This is a genomic window from Synechococcus sp. Nb3U1 (assembly GCF_021533835.1).
Taxonomy (GTDB): Bacteria; Cyanobacteriota; Cyanobacteriia; order Thermostichales; family Thermostichaceae; genus Thermostichus.
The window spans coordinates 14,688-31,905 of the sequence record NZ_JAKFYQ010000003.1 but is presented as its reverse complement, the minus strand read 5'-3'; the positions used below and the strand labels follow the sequence as shown (position 1 = coordinate 31,905).

The 17,218-nt window shown below is 56.5% G+C and carries 15 protein-coding genes and 1 pseudogene; 10 read left to right on the top strand and 6 right to left on the bottom strand.

What is annotated here, in order from left to right; translation table 11 throughout:
- The first annotated feature begins 8 nt into the window (after positions 1-8).
- Positions 9-203: a hypothetical protein gene (locus L1047_RS16825; protein ID WP_443081732.1), complete on the top strand. Its 195-nt coding sequence runs from the start codon at positions 9-11 to the stop codon at positions 201-203.
- A 20-nt stretch (positions 204-223) separates the two neighbouring features.
- Here the strand turns inward: L1047_RS16825 and L1047_RS14575 are convergent, their stop codons facing one another.
- Positions 224-769, bottom strand: coding sequence for a Photosystem I reaction center subunit III (locus L1047_RS14575; protein WP_235279732.1), 546 nt, complete (start codon positions 767-769; stop codon positions 224-226).
- Between the two features lie 297 nt (positions 770-1,066).
- Here L1047_RS14575 and tsaD point away from each other — a divergent pair, with 297 nt between their 5' ends.
- Entirely contained in the window at positions 1,067-2,215 is a 1,149-nt protein-coding gene (gene tsaD, locus L1047_RS14570) for a tRNA (adenosine(37)-N6)-threonylcarbamoyltransferase complex transferase subunit TsaD (protein ID WP_235279731.1), read from the top strand.
- A gap of 52 nt (positions 2,216-2,267) precedes the next feature.
- Here tsaD and mnmG read toward each other — a convergent pair whose 3' ends face one another.
- On the bottom strand, positions 2,268-4,211 hold the full coding sequence (mnmG, locus tag L1047_RS14565) for a tRNA uridine-5-carboxymethylaminomethyl(34) synthesis enzyme MnmG (protein ID WP_235279730.1): 1,944 nt from the start codon (positions 4,209-4,211) through the stop codon (positions 2,268-2,270).
- Positions 4,212-4,335: 124 nt separating this feature from the next.
- On the opposite strand from mnmG, the pseudogene L1047_RS14560 reads away from it, so the two are divergent.
- The 6 genes and pseudogenes from L1047_RS14560 to L1047_RS14535 form a co-directional block, all read left to right on the top strand.
- Positions 4,336-4,704: pseudogene (locus tag L1047_RS14560) on the top strand (Uma2 family endonuclease); the annotation flags it as partial.
- Between the two features lie 190 nt (positions 4,705-4,894).
- On the top strand, positions 4,895-6,211 hold the full coding sequence (thrC, locus tag L1047_RS14555) for a threonine synthase (protein ID WP_235279729.1): 1,317 nt from the start codon (positions 4,895-4,897) through the stop codon (positions 6,209-6,211).
- Positions 6,212-6,305: 94 nt separating this feature from the next.
- The gene (locus L1047_RS14550) at positions 6,306-6,818 is read left to right on the top strand and encodes a fasciclin domain-containing protein (RefSeq protein WP_235279728.1); all 513 of its coding nucleotides are present in this window, start codon (positions 6,306-6,308) and stop codon (positions 6,816-6,818) included.
- Positions 6,819-6,854: 36 nt separating this feature from the next.
- Positions 6,855-7,130 carry a MoaD/ThiS family protein gene (locus tag L1047_RS14545; protein ID WP_235279727.1) on the top strand — a complete coding sequence of 92 codons (276 nt, stop codon included), beginning with the start codon at positions 6,855-6,857 and terminating at the stop codon, positions 7,128-7,130.
- Complete coding sequence (locus L1047_RS14540; RefSeq protein ID WP_235279726.1) at positions 7,105-7,731, top strand: DNA-3-methyladenine glycosylase; 627 nt, start codon at positions 7,105-7,107, stop codon at positions 7,729-7,731. Before L1047_RS14545 ends, L1047_RS14540 begins: the two co-directional genes overlap by 26 nt.
- A 140-nt stretch (positions 7,732-7,871) precedes the next feature.
- Positions 7,872-9,068: a peptidase C39 family protein gene (locus L1047_RS14535; RefSeq protein ID WP_235279725.1), complete on the top strand. Its 1,197-nt coding sequence runs from the start codon at positions 7,872-7,874 to the stop codon at positions 9,066-9,068.
- Positions 9,069-9,081: 13 nt separating this feature from the next.
- Here L1047_RS14535 and L1047_RS14530 read toward each other — a convergent pair whose 3' ends face one another.
- Both L1047_RS14530 and lipA read right to left on the bottom strand, forming a co-directional pair.
- The gene (locus L1047_RS14530; RefSeq protein WP_235279724.1) at positions 9,082-10,245 is read right to left on the bottom strand and encodes a DUF389 domain-containing protein; all 1,164 of its coding nucleotides are present in this window, start codon (positions 10,243-10,245) and stop codon (positions 9,082-9,084) included.
- 26 nt (positions 10,246-10,271) lie between these two features.
- A complete protein-coding gene (gene lipA, locus L1047_RS14525) occupies positions 10,272-11,201 on the bottom strand; it encodes a lipoyl synthase (RefSeq protein WP_235279723.1) in 930 nt (309 codons plus the stop codon).
- A 195-nt stretch (positions 11,202-11,396) separates the two neighbouring features.
- Here lipA and tkt point away from each other — a divergent pair, with 195 nt between their 5' ends.
- Complete coding sequence (gene tkt, locus L1047_RS14520; RefSeq protein ID WP_235279722.1) at positions 11,397-13,397, top strand: transketolase; 2,001 nt, start codon at positions 11,397-11,399, stop codon at positions 13,395-13,397.
- A 119-nt stretch (positions 13,398-13,516) separates the two neighbouring features.
- Here the strand turns inward: tkt and L1047_RS14515 are convergent, their stop codons facing one another.
- Together L1047_RS14515 and L1047_RS14510 are read right to left on the bottom strand one after the other, a co-directional pair.
- Positions 13,517-14,266 (bottom strand): metal ABC transporter ATP-binding protein, encoded by a 750-nt coding sequence (locus L1047_RS14515; protein ID WP_235279721.1) that lies wholly within the window; start codon positions 14,264-14,266, stop codon positions 13,517-13,519.
- A gap of 102 nt (positions 14,267-14,368) precedes the next feature.
- Positions 14,369-15,436, bottom strand: coding sequence for a metal ABC transporter substrate-binding protein (locus L1047_RS14510; protein ID WP_235279720.1), 1,068 nt, complete (start codon positions 15,434-15,436; stop codon positions 14,369-14,371).
- A 644-nt stretch (positions 15,437-16,080) separates the two neighbouring features.
- Here L1047_RS14510 and ftsZ point away from each other — a divergent pair.
- Positions 16,081-17,190, top strand: a complete 1,110-nt coding sequence (gene ftsZ, locus L1047_RS14505) for a cell division protein FtsZ (protein WP_235280087.1) — start codon at positions 16,081-16,083, stop codon at positions 17,188-17,190.
- Positions 17,191-17,218: the final 28 nt, after the last annotated feature.

Genomic DNA, 17,218 nt, shown 5'->3' with positions numbered 1-17,218 from the left:
CCTGACAAATGGGCTTAAAAAGTCAAGATATCAGGAAAGAAACGATTGATCTCGATGAACAGCGCAAAAATGAAGGTGGAGAAGAGAATGAACGCCACTGGGGCTGTAGTGAGAAACTTGGTGAAATCAGCCATACATGCCTCTCAAGTATTGGATCAAGTATTGGATTCAGAATGGGCCGCGCAAACAAGATAAAGAACTGAACTGAAAACCCTCAAAATTCTCAGCGAGGAGAAATGGGCACAGCAGCTTCAGGAGCTTGAATTTCGCCACTGGCAATTTCTTTGAAGGCAACCGCAGGCCAAGCCAAGGCAGTGAGGAAACATCGCAGAGCCAAGGCCACATCGATGGAGCTTTCTTTCATCTCAGGGCTATCGCTCTCCCGCACAGCAATCAGGTAAGAGCGACCCGCCCAGCCCAGCCAGCCAGCAATGTAGAGGAAAAGCAAGCCAGGGATGAGAAACTCGCCCGCGTGGTTCAGGCGGCCATCGGTGACCAAGTGCGGCAAGCCTTCCTCACCACAGAGCAGAGTGCTGTAGCGTTCAAAACGCTGGGTGGTTTGGGCCAATTTTTGCTCGTAAAAGGCGGCCATTTCGGGGCTGGCGCTGACAATCTTGTCTTCCAGGCTGCTCAGCCGATCGTCCATGCGGGCCTGAAAAGCGGGAACTTCGCTGCAAGGTTTCAGACCGATCAAGGGCTCTGCCTGCACAGATTGGGTGAGGCCAAGCGCGATGCAAAGGGCCAGGATAAGGCTCAAAAAGGTTCGCATAGCAGGATGTGTCCTTGAGGTAGGGGGCTAAGATCTGAATGAGGTTGGGATCCCAGTTCAGGGCCAATTAGCACTCGCCCATTGAGTTGGTTCTCAGGAGACCGTCTCTAAAGACAACCTAGAAGCCTGAGGAAAACCAACTCCGCAACACCAAAACCTGTTTGGGAAGCGGAAACGGGCACTAAACGGTTAGTATCATACTCCTGAGTGTCTCGCCTCAACGGATCCTGGGTTTCAGCTCACACAATTCTTAAGGAAAGCCCTTTTCTCTCTCCTGCTTCTGGCAGATCCCGACCTATGCCCCGCATCCTTGCTCTTGAAACCAGTTGTGATGAAACTGCTGTGGCTGTGGTAGAGGCAGATCTGGCTCAGAACGACTTTGCCCCACAAGTGATGAGCTCGGTTGTGGCCAGCCAAATCGAGATCCATGCCGCCTATGGGGGAGTGGTGCCCGAGGTGGCTTCCCGTCAACACGTGGAAACCCTGCCGTTTGTGCTTGAGGCGGCTTTGCACCAGGCAAATTTGACTCTGGCCGAGGTGGATGCCATCGCGGTGACCTGTGCCCCTGGTTTGGTGGGATCCCTGTTGGTGGGGCTCATGGGGGCCAAAACCTTGGCCCTGCTGTACAACAAACCTTTGATCGGGGTTCACCATCTGGAAGGGCACCTGTTCAGCGGCTTTTTGGCAGAACCGAATTTGCGCCCCCCTTGTTTGTGTCTGTTGGTTTCTGGCGGGCACACCAGCTTGATCTGGATGAAGACCTACGGAGAGTATCAGACGGTGGGTCGTACCCGCGATGATGCGGCAGGGGAGGCGTTTGACAAGGTGGCCCGTCTCTTGGGGTTGGGCTATCCGGGCGGGCCGCAGATCGACCGCTGGGCCCAACAGGGAAATCCAGAGCGCTTTCCCTTGCCCGAAGGCAAGGTGGATCATCCCTACGACACCAGTTTCAGCGGCCTGAAAACAGCGGTGCTGCGCCTCACCCAGCAGCTACAAGCCGAAGGCAAGGAGCTTCCCATCGCCGATATTGCCGCCAGCTTTCAAGCCCGCTTAACGGGGGTGCTCACCGAAAAAGCACTGGCCTGTGCAGAACACTTGGGCCTATCCACCCTGCTGTTGACGGGAGGAGTGGCCGCCAATCGGGAGTTGAGATCTCGTCTAACGGAAGCTGGGGCTGCCAAAGGGTTGCAGGTGGTGATCCCACCGATTGCTTTGTGTACCGACAATGCGGCCATGATCGGTGCGGCAGGCCTGAGCCACTGGCTGCGGGGGGAAGTTTCACCCTTGGACTTGGGGGTGGCTTCTCGGATGCCCTTGGAAGGGATCCCTGCCCTGTACACCTCAGCTCCGGGAACCGAGCAAGCCCATTCCGCCCAATCACAGTGCCTTCAACCGCAGGTTTGCTCACTGGAAGCCCAGTCAATCCAAGCCCAGTCAATCCAGTGAATCCAGATCCTCTCGGAGGGCAGGCCAAAGCTCCCATGACAGCTCAGCCCAGTCACCCTTGAGGGGTCACCCCAACGGGATCCCGCATCACCCGGTTTTGCTGCTTCTGCACCTCCAAGTAAATCAACAGGGCATTGATATCAGCCGGGTTGACACCGCCAATCCGGGCGGCTTGGCCCAGTGTCAGAGGGCGAACAGCAGACAACTTATCCCGCGATTCTCTGGACAGGGTGTGGATGGCCTGATAGTCGAGATCGGTAGGCAAAGGGCGATGGTACTGTTTGCTCACCTGTTCGATTTGGGTTTGTTGCCGTTGAATATAACCGCTGTATTTCACGGCAATTTCGGCAGCTTCTTGCTCGAAGGGATCCAACTCTGGATCCCCCAAATCCAACTCCAGAAGATCCAGGTAATGCACCTGATTGCGGCGCAAAATCTCGGCTAGGGTGGCGGATCCCTTGATCGCCTGCCCAGTCAGTTGGCTGAGGTGGATCCCAGCCGGATCCTGAGCTTTCACCCGTTGCTGCTCCAGCCGTTGAATTTCTGCTTCAATGCGAGCTTGCTTGGCTTGGAAAAGATCCCAGCGGCGGTCATCGACCAAGCCCCATTCGCGTCCAAGAGGCGTTAGCCGCTGATCGGCATTATCCGAACGCAGGATGAGACGGTATTCCGAGCGGCTAGTGAGCATCCGGTAGGGTTCCCGCAGCTCTTTGGTGCACAGATCGTCGATCAAGGTGCCAATGTAGCTGGACTCCCGCGGTAGGGTTACCAAAGGCTGGCCCTGAGCTAGGCGAGCAGCGTTGATCCCGGCCAGCAACCCCTGCGCCCCCGCCTCTTCATAGCCGGTGGTGCCGTTCAGTTGCCCCGCACAAAACAACCCCTCCACCCGTTTGGTCATCAGGGTGGGATAAAGCTGGGTGGCGGGCAAATAGTCGTATTCCACCGCATAGGCCGGGCGCAGCATCACACACTTTTCCAGGCCCGGCAGGGAGCGCAACATTTGAATCTGGATTTTCTCCGGCATGCCCGTCGAGAAACCCTGGATATACAGCTCCGGCAGATCCCGGCCTTCCGGCTCAATAAAAATCTGATGGCTGTCTTTGTCAGCAAAGCGAACAATTTTGTCTTCGATGCTAGGGCAGTAGCGCGGCCCTTTGGCCTCTACCCAGCCGCCATAGACAGGGGTTTCGTGGAGATTTTCTCGAATGATGCGGTGGGTTTCCGGGGTGGTGCGGGTCAAGTGGCAATCCATCTGCTCGCGTGGGATCCACACCTGCGGATCGAAACTAAACCAGCGCAGATCCGGATCCCCGGGTTGCCGCTCCATCACGGAAAAATCTACACTGCGGCGATCCACGCGGGCGGGGGTGCCGGTTTTGAGGCGATCCGTTTCAAACCCCAGTTGGTTGAGGGTGTCCGTCAGCCCTTCTACGGCAAATTCTCCAGCCCGTCCGGCAGCTTGCCAGTGGCGACCAATCCAGATGCGTCCCCCCAGAAATGTGCCGGTGGTTAGGATCACCCCTTTGCATCCAAACACGGTGCCGAAATGGGTGACTACCCCGACAATCTCATCGTTGCGCCCCAGCACCAGATCCGTAACGGTGCCTTCCCGAAGGGTGAGGTTGGCTTGGGTTTCCACCACCGAGCGCATTACCCGCGCATATTCCCGTTTGTCGGTTTGCGCCCGTAGCGCCCACACCGCTGGCCCCCGCGAGCGGTTCAACACCCGCTTTTGCAGATAAGTACGGTCGGTAACTTTGCCCATCTCGCCACCGAGGGCATCGATCTCATGCACCAATTGCGATTTGGCTGGCCCCCCTACAGCCGGGTTACAGGGCTGCCAAGCGATCTTGTCCAGATTCAAGGTCAGCATCAGGGTATTGCAGCCCAGCCGAGCCGCAGCCAAGGCCGCCTCACAACCGGAATGGCCGCCTCCCACTACCACCACATCGTAGTGATCGAGAAAATCGATGCTGTCTTGTCCAACCCTAAGCATAAAGTGGCAAACAAACTGAAATCAGCGGGATCCCGATTCATGTCCCTGCTTATTCAGTGTAGCCATCGGCCCCTGGGCAAAAAGCTAGGATCGGCCCACAAATAGCGCCTATTGCGAGGCTGGGATGATCGCTCCTTTACAGACTCCACCCCAGGCCATTGTTTACCCCGATAGCGATGGTCAACCGATAGCCGACAATACGCTGCAATTCGAGTGGATCGTTATTTTTAAGAACAATACCGAGATCCTGCTGGCCGATAATCCCAACGTCTTCGTGGCCGGAGATCTGTTCTGGTACCCGGTTGAAGGGGATCCGAAAATCCGCATGGCCCCCGATTTGATGGTGGTATTTGGCCGGCCCAAGGGCTACCGAGGCTCCTACAAACAGTGGGAAGAAGGTGGGATCCCGCCCCAAGTAGTGGTAGAAGTGCTTTCACCCGGCAATACCCTCAAGGAAATGGCCCACAAGTTGGAGTTTTATGACCAGTACGGCGAAGCCCGTCACAGGGCAGAAGCCTTGGCCCAGAAGCTGCGAGACCTGGAAGTGGATCCCGATGGCCAGACTTAATCCAGACTGTTTTAGTCGGGATTGATTGACGGGATGGATCCTGGGTGATAGGATTCGACTCAATGATGGGTAAACAAGATCTAGTGCTCACCCATTCCCAACTCTGAGACCTCCTATGACTCAAACCCTATCCGCCAGTCCTCTCAGCACTACCGATTCCCAGAAGTTGGGCTTTAGTCACCTGCGCTGTCGGGAATGTGGAGCGGAGTATGAACCGGTTGCCAAACACGTTTGTGAGCTATGTTTTGGCCCACTGGAGGTGGCTTATGACTACAACTGGTTGAAGCACACTGTTACCCGCCAAAGCATTCAGCAGGGGCCCCATTCCATTTGGCGCTATCGGCCTTTTCTGCCCGTGACGTCTGAGAAGCCCATTGATGTGGGTACGGGCATGACTCCCCTGGTCAAGGCGGAGCGGTTGGGGCGGCGGCTGGGGCTAAAAAATCTTTACATTAAAAATGATGCCGTCAACATGCCCACCCTCAGCTTTAAGGATCGGGTGGTATCGGTGGCTCTAACGCGCGCCAAAGAGCTGGGCTTTACCACGGTCTCTTGTGCCAGCACGGGCAATCTGGCCAACTCTACCGCAGCCATTGCGGCCCATGCCGGTCTGGAGTGCACCATTTTTATCCCGGCGGATTTGGAGTCGGGTAAAGTGCTGGGATCCCTGATCTACAACCCGACGGTGATGGCGGTGGAGGGCAACTACGACCAGGTGAATCGTCTCTGCTCGGAGGTGGCGGATCGGTATGGTTGGGGCTTTGTCAACATCAACCTGCGCCCCTACTACTCCGAGGGATCCAAAACCCTAGCCTACGAAGTGGCCGAGCAACTGGGCTGGCAACTGCCGGATCAGGTGGTGGCACCTTTGGCTTCTGGATCCCAGTACACCAAGATCTACAAGGGCTTTCAGGAGTTTGTGAAGGTGGGCTTGGTGGCAGATAAGCCTGTTATCTTTAATGGCGCACAAGCAGAAGGCTGCTCACCCATTGCCCAAGCCTTCCGAGAGGGACGGGATTTTGTCACCCCGGTAAAACCCAATACCATTGCCAAGTCCATCGCTATCGGCAACCCCGCCGATGGGATCTATGCCCTCGATATCGCCCGCAAAACCGGTGGGCAAATTCAAGCGGCTACGGATCCTGAAATTGTGGCGGGCATCAAACTCCTCGCCGAGACCGAAGGCATTTTTACCGAGACCGCCGGTGGCACGACAATCGCGGTGCTCAAACAGCTAGCGGAGTCTGGGCAGATTGATCCTGAGGCCGTGACTGTTGCCTACATCACCGGCAATGGCTTGAAAACCCAAGAGGCAATTCAACCCCATGTGGGGCACCCCTTGTTGATCTCACCCAAGATCGAGAGCTTTGAACAGGCGTTGGAGCGGGCTCGCACCCTGGAGCGTCTGGACTGGCAAGAGGTCTCAGTTTGAGAGCACTGAGATTCTGGGGGGTTTCTTAAAGAGAGCTTAGTGAAGAACTATTAAGATGCCCTGCAATACCCAAGTTCCACAGGAGCCTTGCACAATGTCTGTCTTTAGTTCTGTTCAGCGTTGGATCCCGGTGGCGGCGGCAGTGGTTGCCTCCTTCGCTTTTGCCCCCGTCGCCCGGCCTCAGGGGCTCAACACGATTCCAGTCGAGTTGGAAACCCTACCCAGCGGCTACTCCACTCTTGCGGCGGCTTTGCAGGCAGCAGGGTTGAACACGGCTTTGGCAGGTTCTGGGCCTTTCACCGTTTTTGCGCCTTCTGATGTAGCCTTTGGACGACTGCCAGCGGGTACGGTGGAGAGTTTGTTACAGCCAGCCAACCGAGGCCAATTAACCCGCATTCTCACCTATCATGTGGTGCCGGGGCGGATCACTTCGTTTGATTTGCAGCCGGGCCAATCGGCGACCCTCACCACTCTGGCGGGTTTACCTCTACAAGTGCAGGTGGGATCCGACAGCAGCATCACGGTGAATGGGGCCAACGTGATCGTGGGGGATATCCCGGTTTCCAACGGTGTGATTCACGGCATTGATGGGGTGCTGCTACCCTGACTTTTTGATGTTTTGGATGGATGAGAGCATTTGGCTATGGCGGTAAAAGTTTTGATCCCCACTCCTCTACAGAAGCTTACCCAGGATCAGGCGGTGGTGAACTGCGAGGGATCCACGATTCGGGAATTGCTGGATTCTCTGGAACACAACTGCCCGGGGATTAAGGCGCGGCTGTGTGATGAAAGTGGGGAATTGCGCCGCTTTGTTAATTTCTATGTGAACAGCGAAGATATTCGCTTCTTGGAGGGATCCGATACTCGTCTACAGGATGGGGATGAGGTGAGTATTGTTCCGGCAATTGCTGGGGGTTAAGGCGGCTAAGTCTGCTGTGGACTGGTTGAACCAGCCTGCTCCTGTGGTAGCCCCAGCTTTGTTGGGTAAGGTTTTGGTGCGCCAATTTGCCGACGGGCTGCAACTGCGTGCCCAGATTGTGGAAACGGAAGCCTACGCCCCTGGGGATCCTGCCTGTCATGCCTACCGTCGTAAGACGGAGCGCAACCGGGTCATGTTCGGCCCACCGGGACATCTGTATGTGTATTTGATCTATGGCCTTTACCATTGCCTGAATATCGTCACCGAAGCGGAAGGGATCCCGGCAGCAGTCTTGATTCGGGCGGTGCAACTGGATCAACTGCCTGAGTGGATCCCACCCCAAAAGCGTCGTCAACCCGAACGGGTTGGGGCCGGGCCAGGCTTGCTTTGTCAGGCTCTACGGATTGATCGCTCCCACAATGGTTGGCCTTTGCGGAAAACCAAAACGGATGAGGAGGGATTTTGGTTAGAGGGATCCACCTTGGATCCCACACAATCACAGGCACAAATCATCCAAACCACCCGCATTGGCATTACTCGGGGAGCCGAGATCCCGTGGCGCTGGTACATTGGTGGGCATCCATCAGTATCCCGCTATTAGTGGGGGAGAGAGGGAAGATGTTCACACTGTTCACACAATGCAAGAAGAGTGGGAAAGGGATTCTGTTAGTCCTGATCGGGTTTTTCTCGCTATATCCAGCACTGCCAGCCCAAGCTCAACCCTCTTTTGAACTGGTATCTATGCCAACCGAACCTCAAACTTACCCGACCTACCGCACAGGGTTCCATCGTTGGCGCTCAAGAGAAGGTCAAGGGTTTCGGGACTGGTCAACTCAAGGGATCCATATCAACGCACAGGGGCAGATGCAGTTGGATCCCCAAGGCTTGACTCGAGAGGAGGATCCCGACCCAGAGTTTGCTCATTCTCTTGCGGGAGAACTTAGTGCCTACAGCTTACAGGCAGGCAGTTTTTACACGGGCGGTAGCTACTGGGTTGGAGAGGCTACTAGCCCGGCAGTTCCGACCGGATTCGCTATGGTAGGAGCTATCGCCTCCTGGAATGCCATCACTCCACGGGGCACTTGGTTAGAGCTGTTAATTCGCGCCAAAGTCCAGGATCGCTGGACGAAATGGTATCACGGCGGGGTATGGGCTGCGGATCCCTCCACACTGGCCAGTCATTCTGTGAAAGGGCAACGGGATGAAGATGGCACCCTGTATACCGATTTGTTGGTGCTGGATGATGAAATCAATGGGGCAGAAGCCTTCCAAGTGAAGTTGCGCCTGTTCACCCAAGATCCAGGCCGTTCGGCAAGGGTGGATCAGGTGGCAGTTGCCCTCTCCAATGTGCCGGTTAAACCCGACCGCCTGCTGCCAGGGGATCCCGCCCGTTGGGGTCAGATCTTGGAAGTGCCGCAGTGCTCCCAAATGGTTTACCCGGAGGGGGGAGAAGTGTGGTGTAGCCCCACCTCTTTGGCCATGGTCATGGCCTATTGGCAGCAGGATATCGGCCCCTGTGAGCCAATGGTGCGCTCATCCGTGGCCGGGGTATACGACTGGGTGTACAGAGGCCACGGCAATTGGGTCTTTAACGTAGCCCATGCAGCCGAACAGGGTTTGGCTGGGGTGGTGGCGCGCTTGGAAAGTTTTGCCCAGGCAGAAGACTGGATTGCCGCGGGAGTGCCCGTGATCCTTAGCTTTGCTTGGGCAGAAGGAGACCTAGATGGAGCACCAATTCCCAAAAGTGATGGCCACTTGGCGGTCTTGGTGGGGTTTGATGCCAATGGGGATCCCGTGGTGAACGATCCGGCAGCCAAAACCGATACAGAAGTGCGGAGAACCTACCGTCGTGCTCAATTGGAGTCTTTGTGGCTAGAGCATTCTGGGGGAACGGTTTATCTCATTCATCCTCCCGACTGGCCGACACCTAAACTCTGAAGCGCAAAGTCAGTTAATAGGGTGGAATAATCCCTCTGAGAACTCGAGAAGAAAGAGACGCAGCCGGGTTGGAAGGGATCCCAGGGTTTTCTTCGTCCACAGGATCCTCCGGGGCAGGTGTTTCTCGGCGAATCTCCTGGGCTTCCACCACCTGAAAAATAAGAGTAAAAGGACGGCCCACATCCGATTCCACGAATTCTTCGAGTAAAGTCACCTGCCTGGGGGTAATCGGCTCATCGGCTCGTACCGACAACACCACCTCCGGCGGATAAACCACCCAGTTAAAATCGCTGCGCACCAGAGTTACCCGTTGAAAGGTGATGGTTTTATTCAACAAAGCCGATCGCAACGCCGCCTCCAATCGGGCTTGATACACAAGCCGCGTCATACCGGCCCCCAGCGGCACCACCAGCAGCAGCACCAACCCCAGCATCCAAGACAATGCCGAGCGAGCCTTGTGCAGGGGTGCGTAGCCCATGGCCAGGAAGGTAACCATACAAGCCAGCGCGATCCCCAGCAAGTTGGTCGCATACAACAGGGTCGCCCCCAAGCTGGTGCTCCAATCGGCGTGGGCCAGTCCCAAACCAATCACACAGACCGGCGGCATCAACGCCACCGCAATAGCAACCCCTGCCAAACTGTCGGAGATCTCCTTGCGTACCCTGGCAAAAGCACCAATTCCCCCTGCCGCCAGTGCCACCCCCAAATCCAGCAGGTTGGGTTGAGTCCGGGCCAACACTTCGCTACCCCACTCGGGCAAACCCACTAGCCGCCCCAGCAGAAACGATACCCCCACCCCGATGCCCGTGCCGACAATAATCGAGAGAATCCCGGTACGAAACAGGACGAGATTGCCCTCCAAAGCCCCCATGGCCATGCCACGAATCGGCAGCATCAAAGGGGCCACGATCATCGCCCCGATAATCACCGCCGGGCTATTGGCCATCAACCCCAACGTGGCGATCACACAAGAGCCAATCACCAGTATGAGATAGTTCAAGCTGAGGCGAGACTCCCGCATCAACCCCACCATCAGCTCCGCGTACTCTTCAGGATTGGCGACTGGCAACCGGAACGCAGCCGGCCAGCGCCGGGATGGCGGGATCCCGTTGCTATCTGTTACTGGATTTACCGCATCTGCATCAATCCGGGTGGGAGGGATCCGTTCCACACTCATCTCCCCAAGCACATCCTTTCAGGAGTCTAGCTTAGGGACAATTCGTCCCGTTTTTGCGGTTCTGGCATCGGCACAGACTTGGGAGAGTGGCGCATCAAATCCTGTACGGCTTCGGCATGGTAAGAGCTCCGGCTCAAGGGCGAAGACACCACCTGCAAAAAGCCCAGCTCTTCCCCCACCTGTCGCCAATGGTCAAACTCCTCTGGAGTGACGTAGCGCTCGACAGGCAAATGCTTGGGGCTGGGCTGCAAATATTGGCCCAAGGTGAGAATGTCGCACTGCACCCGCCGCAAATCCTGCATCACCTGCAAAATCTCTTCAGAGGTTTCTCCCAAGCCCAGCATCACCCCCGACTTGGTATACAGGCCAGGATCCTGTTGATGAGCCAACTCCAGCAGCTTCAGGGAGCGCTCGTAGTTCCCCTGTGGACGCACCCGGCGGTAGAGGCGCGGCACCGTTTCGGTATTGTGGTTGAGCACCGTCGGCTTAGCGGCCAAAATCTGCTCCAACGCCTGCCAGTTGCCACACAGATCCGGGATCAATACCTCGATGGTGGTCAGGGGCATACGCTGGCGAATCGCTTCAATGCAAGCCACAAACTGACGGGCTCCCCCATCCGGCAGATCATCCCGATTCACCGAGGTGATCACCGCATGGCGCAAGCCCAACCGCTCCACCGCCTCAGCCACCCGTTCGGGTTCGGTGGCATCCAAAGGTTGAGGGCGTTTTTCAAAATCGATATCACAGTAGGGACAGGCCCGCGTACAGGCAGGCCCCATGATCAAAAAGGTGGCGGTGCGGTTGGCGAAGCATTCCCCCAAATTCGGGCAAGAGGCTTCTTCACAAACCGTACTCAGGTGCAAATCCCGCAGCAACTGTTTAACGGATCCCACCCGTTGAGGGGCTTTCACCCGCAGCCAAGGGGGTTTGCCGGTTGTGGGAAAAGAAGCAGTCAAAGGAACACTCCGATCAGGTCCGGTTATCTGAGAGCAGCGAGCCTGTCCTTCAGCTTATCTTGTTAACCCAAGTGCAGCGGGATCCCTTTGACCAAATCCCTGCTGGCGGTACAGATTAGCCCAGACCGGCTCGGAAGCAAGACCCAAAAGGGGGCATACTGGAAAGCGAATGTCGAGCGATAGGGATCCCCCCACATGGTTGTTGCTGCTCCTCCCTCCTTGGAACAACTCTCCATCAATACGATTCGCTTTTTGGCGGTAGATGCTGTTCAGAAGGCCAAATCCGGTCACCCTGGCCTGCCGATGGGGGCAGCACCGATGGCCTATGTGCTTTGGCAGCAATTCATGAAATTCAACCCCCACAACCCGAAGTGGGCGGATCGGGATCGCTTTGTGCTCTCGGCGGGGCACGGCTGTATGTTGCAGTACGCGCTGCTGCACCTGAACGGCTTTGATGTGACGATGGAAGATCTGAAGCAATTTCGCCAATGGGGATCCAGAACTCCCGGCCACCCGGAAAACTTCGAAACCCCCGGCGTGGAAGTGACCACCGGCCCTCTCGGTCAAGGGGTCGGCAATGCCGTCGGCTTGGCGATTGCCGAGGCTCACTTGGCGGCCCGCTTCAATAAGCCCGGCCACACGATTGTGGATCACTACACCTACGTGATCTTGGGGGATGGCTGCAACATGGAGGGGGTGGCCTCAGAGGCTGCTTCCATGGCGGGTCATCTGCAGTTGGGCAAGCTGATCATGCTCTACGACAGCAACCACATCTCCATTGACGGCAACACTGAGATCGCCTTTACCGAGGATGTGGGCAAGCGCTACGAAGCCTACGGCTGGCATGTGCAAAAGGTGGAGGATGGCAACCACGACTTGAAAGCCATTGCCGAGGCCATCCAAAAGGCCAAAGAAGTCAGCAACAAGCCCTCTTTGATCATCGTCGAGACCACCATCGGCTACGGATCCCCCAACAAGGCTGGAACCGAAGGGGTACACGGGGCACCGCTGGGGCCGGATGAGGTGAAGCTGACCAAAGAAAACCTCGGTTGGCCGTTGGAGCCGGAATTTTATATTCCCGATGAAGTGTTGGCCCACTTCCGTCAGTCGGTGGACAAAGGAGCGAAAGCAGAAGCGGAATGGAACGAACGCTTTGCTGCCTACGAAAAGGCTTATCCTGCCGAGGCTGCCGAGTTTAAGCGGATCATGGCCGGAGAATTGCCATCTGGCTGGAAGGAAGCCCTGGCCCCGATCGCTGAAACCGGCAAAGAATCCACCCGTAACCTCTCCAAGTTTTGTTTGAATGCTCTGGCGGGAGTGGTGCCGGAACTGCTGGGGGGATCCGCCGACTTAGCCCACTCCAACATGACCTTCCTGAAAGGGATCCCGGAATTTCAGCCCGGATCCTATGAAGGGCGCAACTTCCGCTTTGGGGTACGGGAGCATGGCATGGGGGCAGTAGCCAATGGCATGGCTCTGCACGGCGGCCTCATCCCTTATGATGCCACCTTCTTGATCTTCACCGACTACATGCGAGCGGCAATCCGGTTGTCGGCTCTCTCGCAAGTGCGGGTGTTGCACGTCATGACCCACGACTCGGTAGCACTGGGAGAAGATGGCCCCACCCACCAACCGGTGGAAACCATCGCCTCGCTGCGGGCGATCCCCAACCTGTACGTGCTGCGTCCGGCGGATCCCAGAGAAACCGTGGGATCCTACCAGGTAGCCCTAGAAGCCAAAGAAACCCCCTCTTTGTTGATCTTCACCCGCCAAGCCGTTAACCCGGTGGAGGGCACTTCCATCGAAGGCGTAGCCAAGGGGGGGTATGTGGTAGTGGATGCCGACAACCCAGAGTTGATCCTGATCGCCACTGGATCTGAGCTGGAACTGGCGGTCAAAGCAGCCGCCCAGCTCAAAGAAGCTGGCCGAGCGGTGCGGGTGGTCTCCATGCCCTGTGTGGAATTGTTTGAGGCCCAGCCGCAGAGCTACCGGGATTCCGTGTTGCCCCCCAGCGTTATCAAGCGCATCTCCATCGAGGCGGGATCCACCTTCGGCTGGCACAAGTTTCTTGGCTTTGAGGGGGTGGCCATCGGCATCGACCGCTTCGGTGCTTCTGCTCCCGGCCCAGTGTGTATGGAAAAGTTCGGCTTTACGGTAGAAAACGTAGTGAATACGGCCAAGCAGTTGTTGAACTAAGTTCAGCTAGAGCAGCAGGGGTACCGCGCTCTCCTGTAGGCATATCCATACGTAGCGCAGCGCGCCCTTGGTACAAAGCTTATCCGGCTCCGTCCCTGAGCCGGATGATACTTTATCGATTAGGTTACACAAGGTTGCGTCAACAGGGATCCATCCGGCAGGATTATCCATTGTCCGGCAAAGGTTTGTTGCAGAAACCCCGATACCATCACCTCCTGACAAGGCCCAAAGGCGATCACCCGCCGATTGAGTAAGAGAACCTGTTGAAACCGTTGCCAAACCAAGCCCAAATCATGAGTGGAAAGCAGGATCGTCACCCCTTGCTTTTGCAACTCTGCGAGCACTTGTAACACCACCTCTTGATGGGAAACATCAACCCCACTCAAGGGCTCATCCATTAACAAAACCCGCGGTTGCTGCGCCAAAGCACGCGCCAGAAACACCCGTTGTTGTTGTCCACCCGACAGTTCCCCAATAGAAGCGGTCGCCAGCCCCGCTAACCCCAGCCGCTCCAGACAAACCCAGGCAATTTCTCGATCAGAAGCTTGCAAACGTTGATGCCAGTGCCGTTGACCATAGCGCCCCATCAGCACCACATCCAGTACCGTCACCGGAAAGCGCCAATCCACCTCCTCCCGCTGTGGAATGTAGGCAACCGAACCCGAGAGATCCCGTGCCCCCCCACCGACCTGGATCGCTCCCCGCCAGAGGGGCAACAGTCCGACCATCGCCTTAAACAGAGTGGACTTACCGGCCCCATTCGGCCCCACCACCGCCACCAGGGATCCCATCGGAATATGCAGGTCGATCCCCTGGAGCACCGCCTGCTCACCATAGGCAACCCACACATCTTGCAAGCGGATATACACTGTTTTTCATCCACACTGCTAACGGCACACAAATGGTCGGATAGGACTCCGTCCCGCTGACGCGATTGGGAGGGGATCCCAGATTGACAGGCGAACTCTACTTCATTGCAGAGCAGTGACAATGGTTTCGGTGTTGTAGCGCATCATGTCCAGATAGGTGGCAGCGGGGCCATCTGCTGTAGAGGTGGAGTGACTGTAGAGGCGTTTAACCTGCAAATTCAACTCCTGGGCCAGTTGCTCCGCCAGTTGCGGGTTATTGCCCGTCTCCAGAAAAATCGCTGGCACCTGGGTTTCCTGAAGGGTGTCGATGAGACTGGCCAGTTCTTGCGCTGAAGGGGAGACATTGGTGCTTACACCAGGCAGGATCGTCCCGATCACCCGGAAACCGTAGCGGTCGGCGAAATAGCCGAGGGTATCGTGGTTGGTCACCAGCAAACGATTAGCCTCAGGGATCTGCGCAACCTGCTCTTGGATCCAGGCATCCAGCTCCTGCAACTGGGCAATGTAAGCGGCAGCATTTTCGGCGTATACATCTGCTCCAGGGGGATCCGCTTCGGTCAGACCGGCGCGGATATTTTCCACATAGCGGATCACTTGCAGAGGATCCAGATAAAAGTGGGGATCCCCGTCGTGAGCATGGCTGTGCCCATGGGAATGATCATGGCTGTGCCCGTGCCCATGTGCATGTGCAAACAAGGCTTCCTCCGATTCCGGGATCTGCCGCATTTCTAAGCCAGCCGAAGCCTCGATCAGCAGCCGTTCACCCCCGACATTCTCCAGCAAGCTGCCCAGGAACTCCTCAAATCCACCCCCATTCACGATCAAAACCTGGCTATCCGCAACACGGCGCAAATCACTGGGAGCAGGTTCAAACCCATGTGGATCCACCCCAATGGGGATTAGAGAATCCACCTGCAGACGATCCCCGGCCACATTTTGGACGATATCGGCGATAAAGCTGGTACTGGCCAGCACCCGCAGTTGCACCTCCGGCTCAACAGACCCCTCCACACCCGCCGGAACTTGGGCCACCACCGGAGACTCAGAACCCTGGGCACTAGAAGCGCGTGTTTCCGCCAAGCGGCAGGCTGGCAGCCCAATCAAGCATAAGAGCGATAGGCTTAGGCTCCAGAGGGAGTGCTGTGAGAGTGCAGCGCGTGTAGTTTTCATAAGTCATCCCAGAAATACCTACAGACTACGGATGAGGCCCCTAGGGCCACCGTCCGTACAAGGATAATCATTATCATTTTTAGTCGCAAGGGGTGGGATCCCAGGGTTTGGTATTCCTGGCAACTCTGGATCGGCAGCAAAGGTTCAATTTCACGCAAGTGTAAGGATCAGCAATGCCTGAGGAGATCTCAACAGCAGCAAATGGGCTTGTGCAAGTATTGAAAAACACGAATCCCTACGGATGGGAACTGAAGGAAAGAGCAACCTCAGAGCAGCCTTGGTTCCAGTCAGGTTTCTCAAATAAAGCATGGAACCTGAGGCTACGGAGAACCAGATGATTCAGTACAGTTGGAAACCGGAATCCAGTCAGAAAATCCACAAATATCTTCAGCGTTGGCATTCGAAGAGAGTTGCTCTATATTAAATCAGCTAGCATGTTCGATATTTGCCGGAATTAAGTTATCTTGAGAGCTGACATGCCATCCAATTGGTCAGATATCCATCCTCCTAATCCAGGGCAAGGGTTGGATCAAACCCAGACAGCACCTTCCCGTTGGAGTGAGCGCTACATGGGCGAGGCTTCTCACGCCGAGTACGAGAAGAATGGGTCACAGACCAAAACGGCGGGTCATCCAGAGGGGATCATGCCGAGCAATGCCGCGAAGATTAAGGTTGTGGGCGTGGGTGGCGGTGGCGGTAATGCGGTCAGTCGGATGGCAGCCGGCAATCTGACTGGTGTGGAATTTTGGAGCGTCAACACTGATTCTCAGGCGCTGATTCAGTCTTCCACCTTGAATCGGCTACAGATTGGACAAAAGCTAACGCGGGGCTTGGGGGCTGGAGGTAATCCGGCTGTGGGGCAAAAAGCCGCGGAAGAATCTAGTGAAGAATTGGCTGCTGCCCTAGAGGGAGCTGATTTGGTGTTTATCGCCGCGGGCATGGGAGGCGGCACAGGCACAGGCGGAGCGCCCATTGTTGCCCACATTGCCAAAGAAAGTGGGGCCTTGACGGTGGGGGTCGTAACTCGGCCGTTTTCTTTTGAGGGCAAGCGCCGTACCCGCCAAGCAGAAGAAGGGATCCAAGTGCTGCAGGAGGCCGTCGATACCCTGATTGTGATCCCCAACGACAAGTTGCTCTCGGTGATTTCAGAGCAAACCCCCGTGCAGGAGGCTTTTCGAGTTGCCGATGATGTGTTGCGCCAGGGAGTACAAGGCATCTCGGATATCATTCTCATCCCCGGCATGATCAACGTTGATTTTGCCGATGTGCGCAGCGTCATGGCCGATGCTGGCTCAGCCTTGATGGGGATTGGCATGGGATCCGGTAAATCCCGCGCCCGCGAAGCTGCTGTCACGGCGGTCTCTTCCCCGCTGTTGGAAACCTCTATCGAAGGGGCCAAGGGCGTTCTCTTCAACATCACCGGTGGACTGGATCTGTCTCTACACGAAGTCCATGCCGCCGCCGAGATCATTGCTGAAGCTGTGGATCCCGAAGCCAACATCATTTTCGGCACCGTCCAAGATGAGCGTATGCAGGGTGAAGTGCGTGTTACGGTCATCGCCACAGGCTTTGAAGGGGGATCCCAACGCACAGCAACCCCAGCCAAGGTGCCCGTATCCAGCAAATCTACAGCCCGTAAACCCGCCGCCCCCAGCCCTGAGCCTTCCCCACGTCAAGCGGCTGAGCCCGAACCGCCAACGTCTAGTGGCCTAGATATTCCCGAGTTTTTGCGTCGCCGCCGTCCAACCCTGTAGGGTGAAATCAGTGAAATCAGAATCCTTG

Bases quoted from the DNA above. Each gene is read 5' to 3' on its own strand.
- L1047_RS16825 (WP_443081732.1), top strand. From the start codon at position 9: ATGGGCTTAAAAAGTCAAGATATCAGGAAAGAAACGATTGATCTCGAT.
- L1047_RS14575 (WP_235279732.1), bottom strand. From the start codon at position 769: ATGCGAACCTTTTTGAGCCTTATCCTGGCCCTTTGCATCGCGCTTGGC.
- tsaD (WP_235279731.1), top strand. From the start codon at position 1,067: ATGCCCCGCATCCTTGCTCTTGAAACCAGTTGTGATGAAACTGCTGTG.
- mnmG (WP_235279730.1), bottom strand. From the start codon at position 4,211: ATGCTTAGGGTTGGACAAGACAGCATCGATTTTCTCGATCACTACGAT.
- thrC (WP_235279729.1), top strand. From the start codon at position 4,895: ATGACTCAAACCCTATCCGCCAGTCCTCTCAGCACTACCGATTCCCAG.
- L1047_RS14550 (WP_235279728.1), top strand. From the start codon at position 6,306: ATGTCTGTCTTTAGTTCTGTTCAGCGTTGGATCCCGGTGGCGGCGGCA.
- L1047_RS14545 (WP_235279727.1), top strand. From the start codon at position 6,855: ATGGCGGTAAAAGTTTTGATCCCCACTCCTCTACAGAAGCTTACCCAG.
- L1047_RS14535 (WP_235279725.1), top strand. From the start codon at position 7,872: ATGCCAACCGAACCTCAAACTTACCCGACCTACCGCACAGGGTTCCAT.
- L1047_RS14530 (WP_235279724.1), bottom strand. From the start codon at position 10,245: ATGAGTGTGGAACGGATCCCTCCCACCCGGATTGATGCAGATGCGGTA.
- tkt (WP_235279722.1), top strand. From the start codon at position 11,397: ATGGTTGTTGCTGCTCCTCCCTCCTTGGAACAACTCTCCATCAATACG.
- L1047_RS14510 (WP_235279720.1), bottom strand. From the start codon at position 15,436: ATGAAAACTACACGCGCTGCACTCTCACAGCACTCCCTCTGGAGCCTA.
- ftsZ (WP_235280087.1), top strand. From the start codon at position 16,081: ATGCCGAGCAATGCCGCGAAGATTAAGGTTGTGGGCGTGGGTGGCGGT.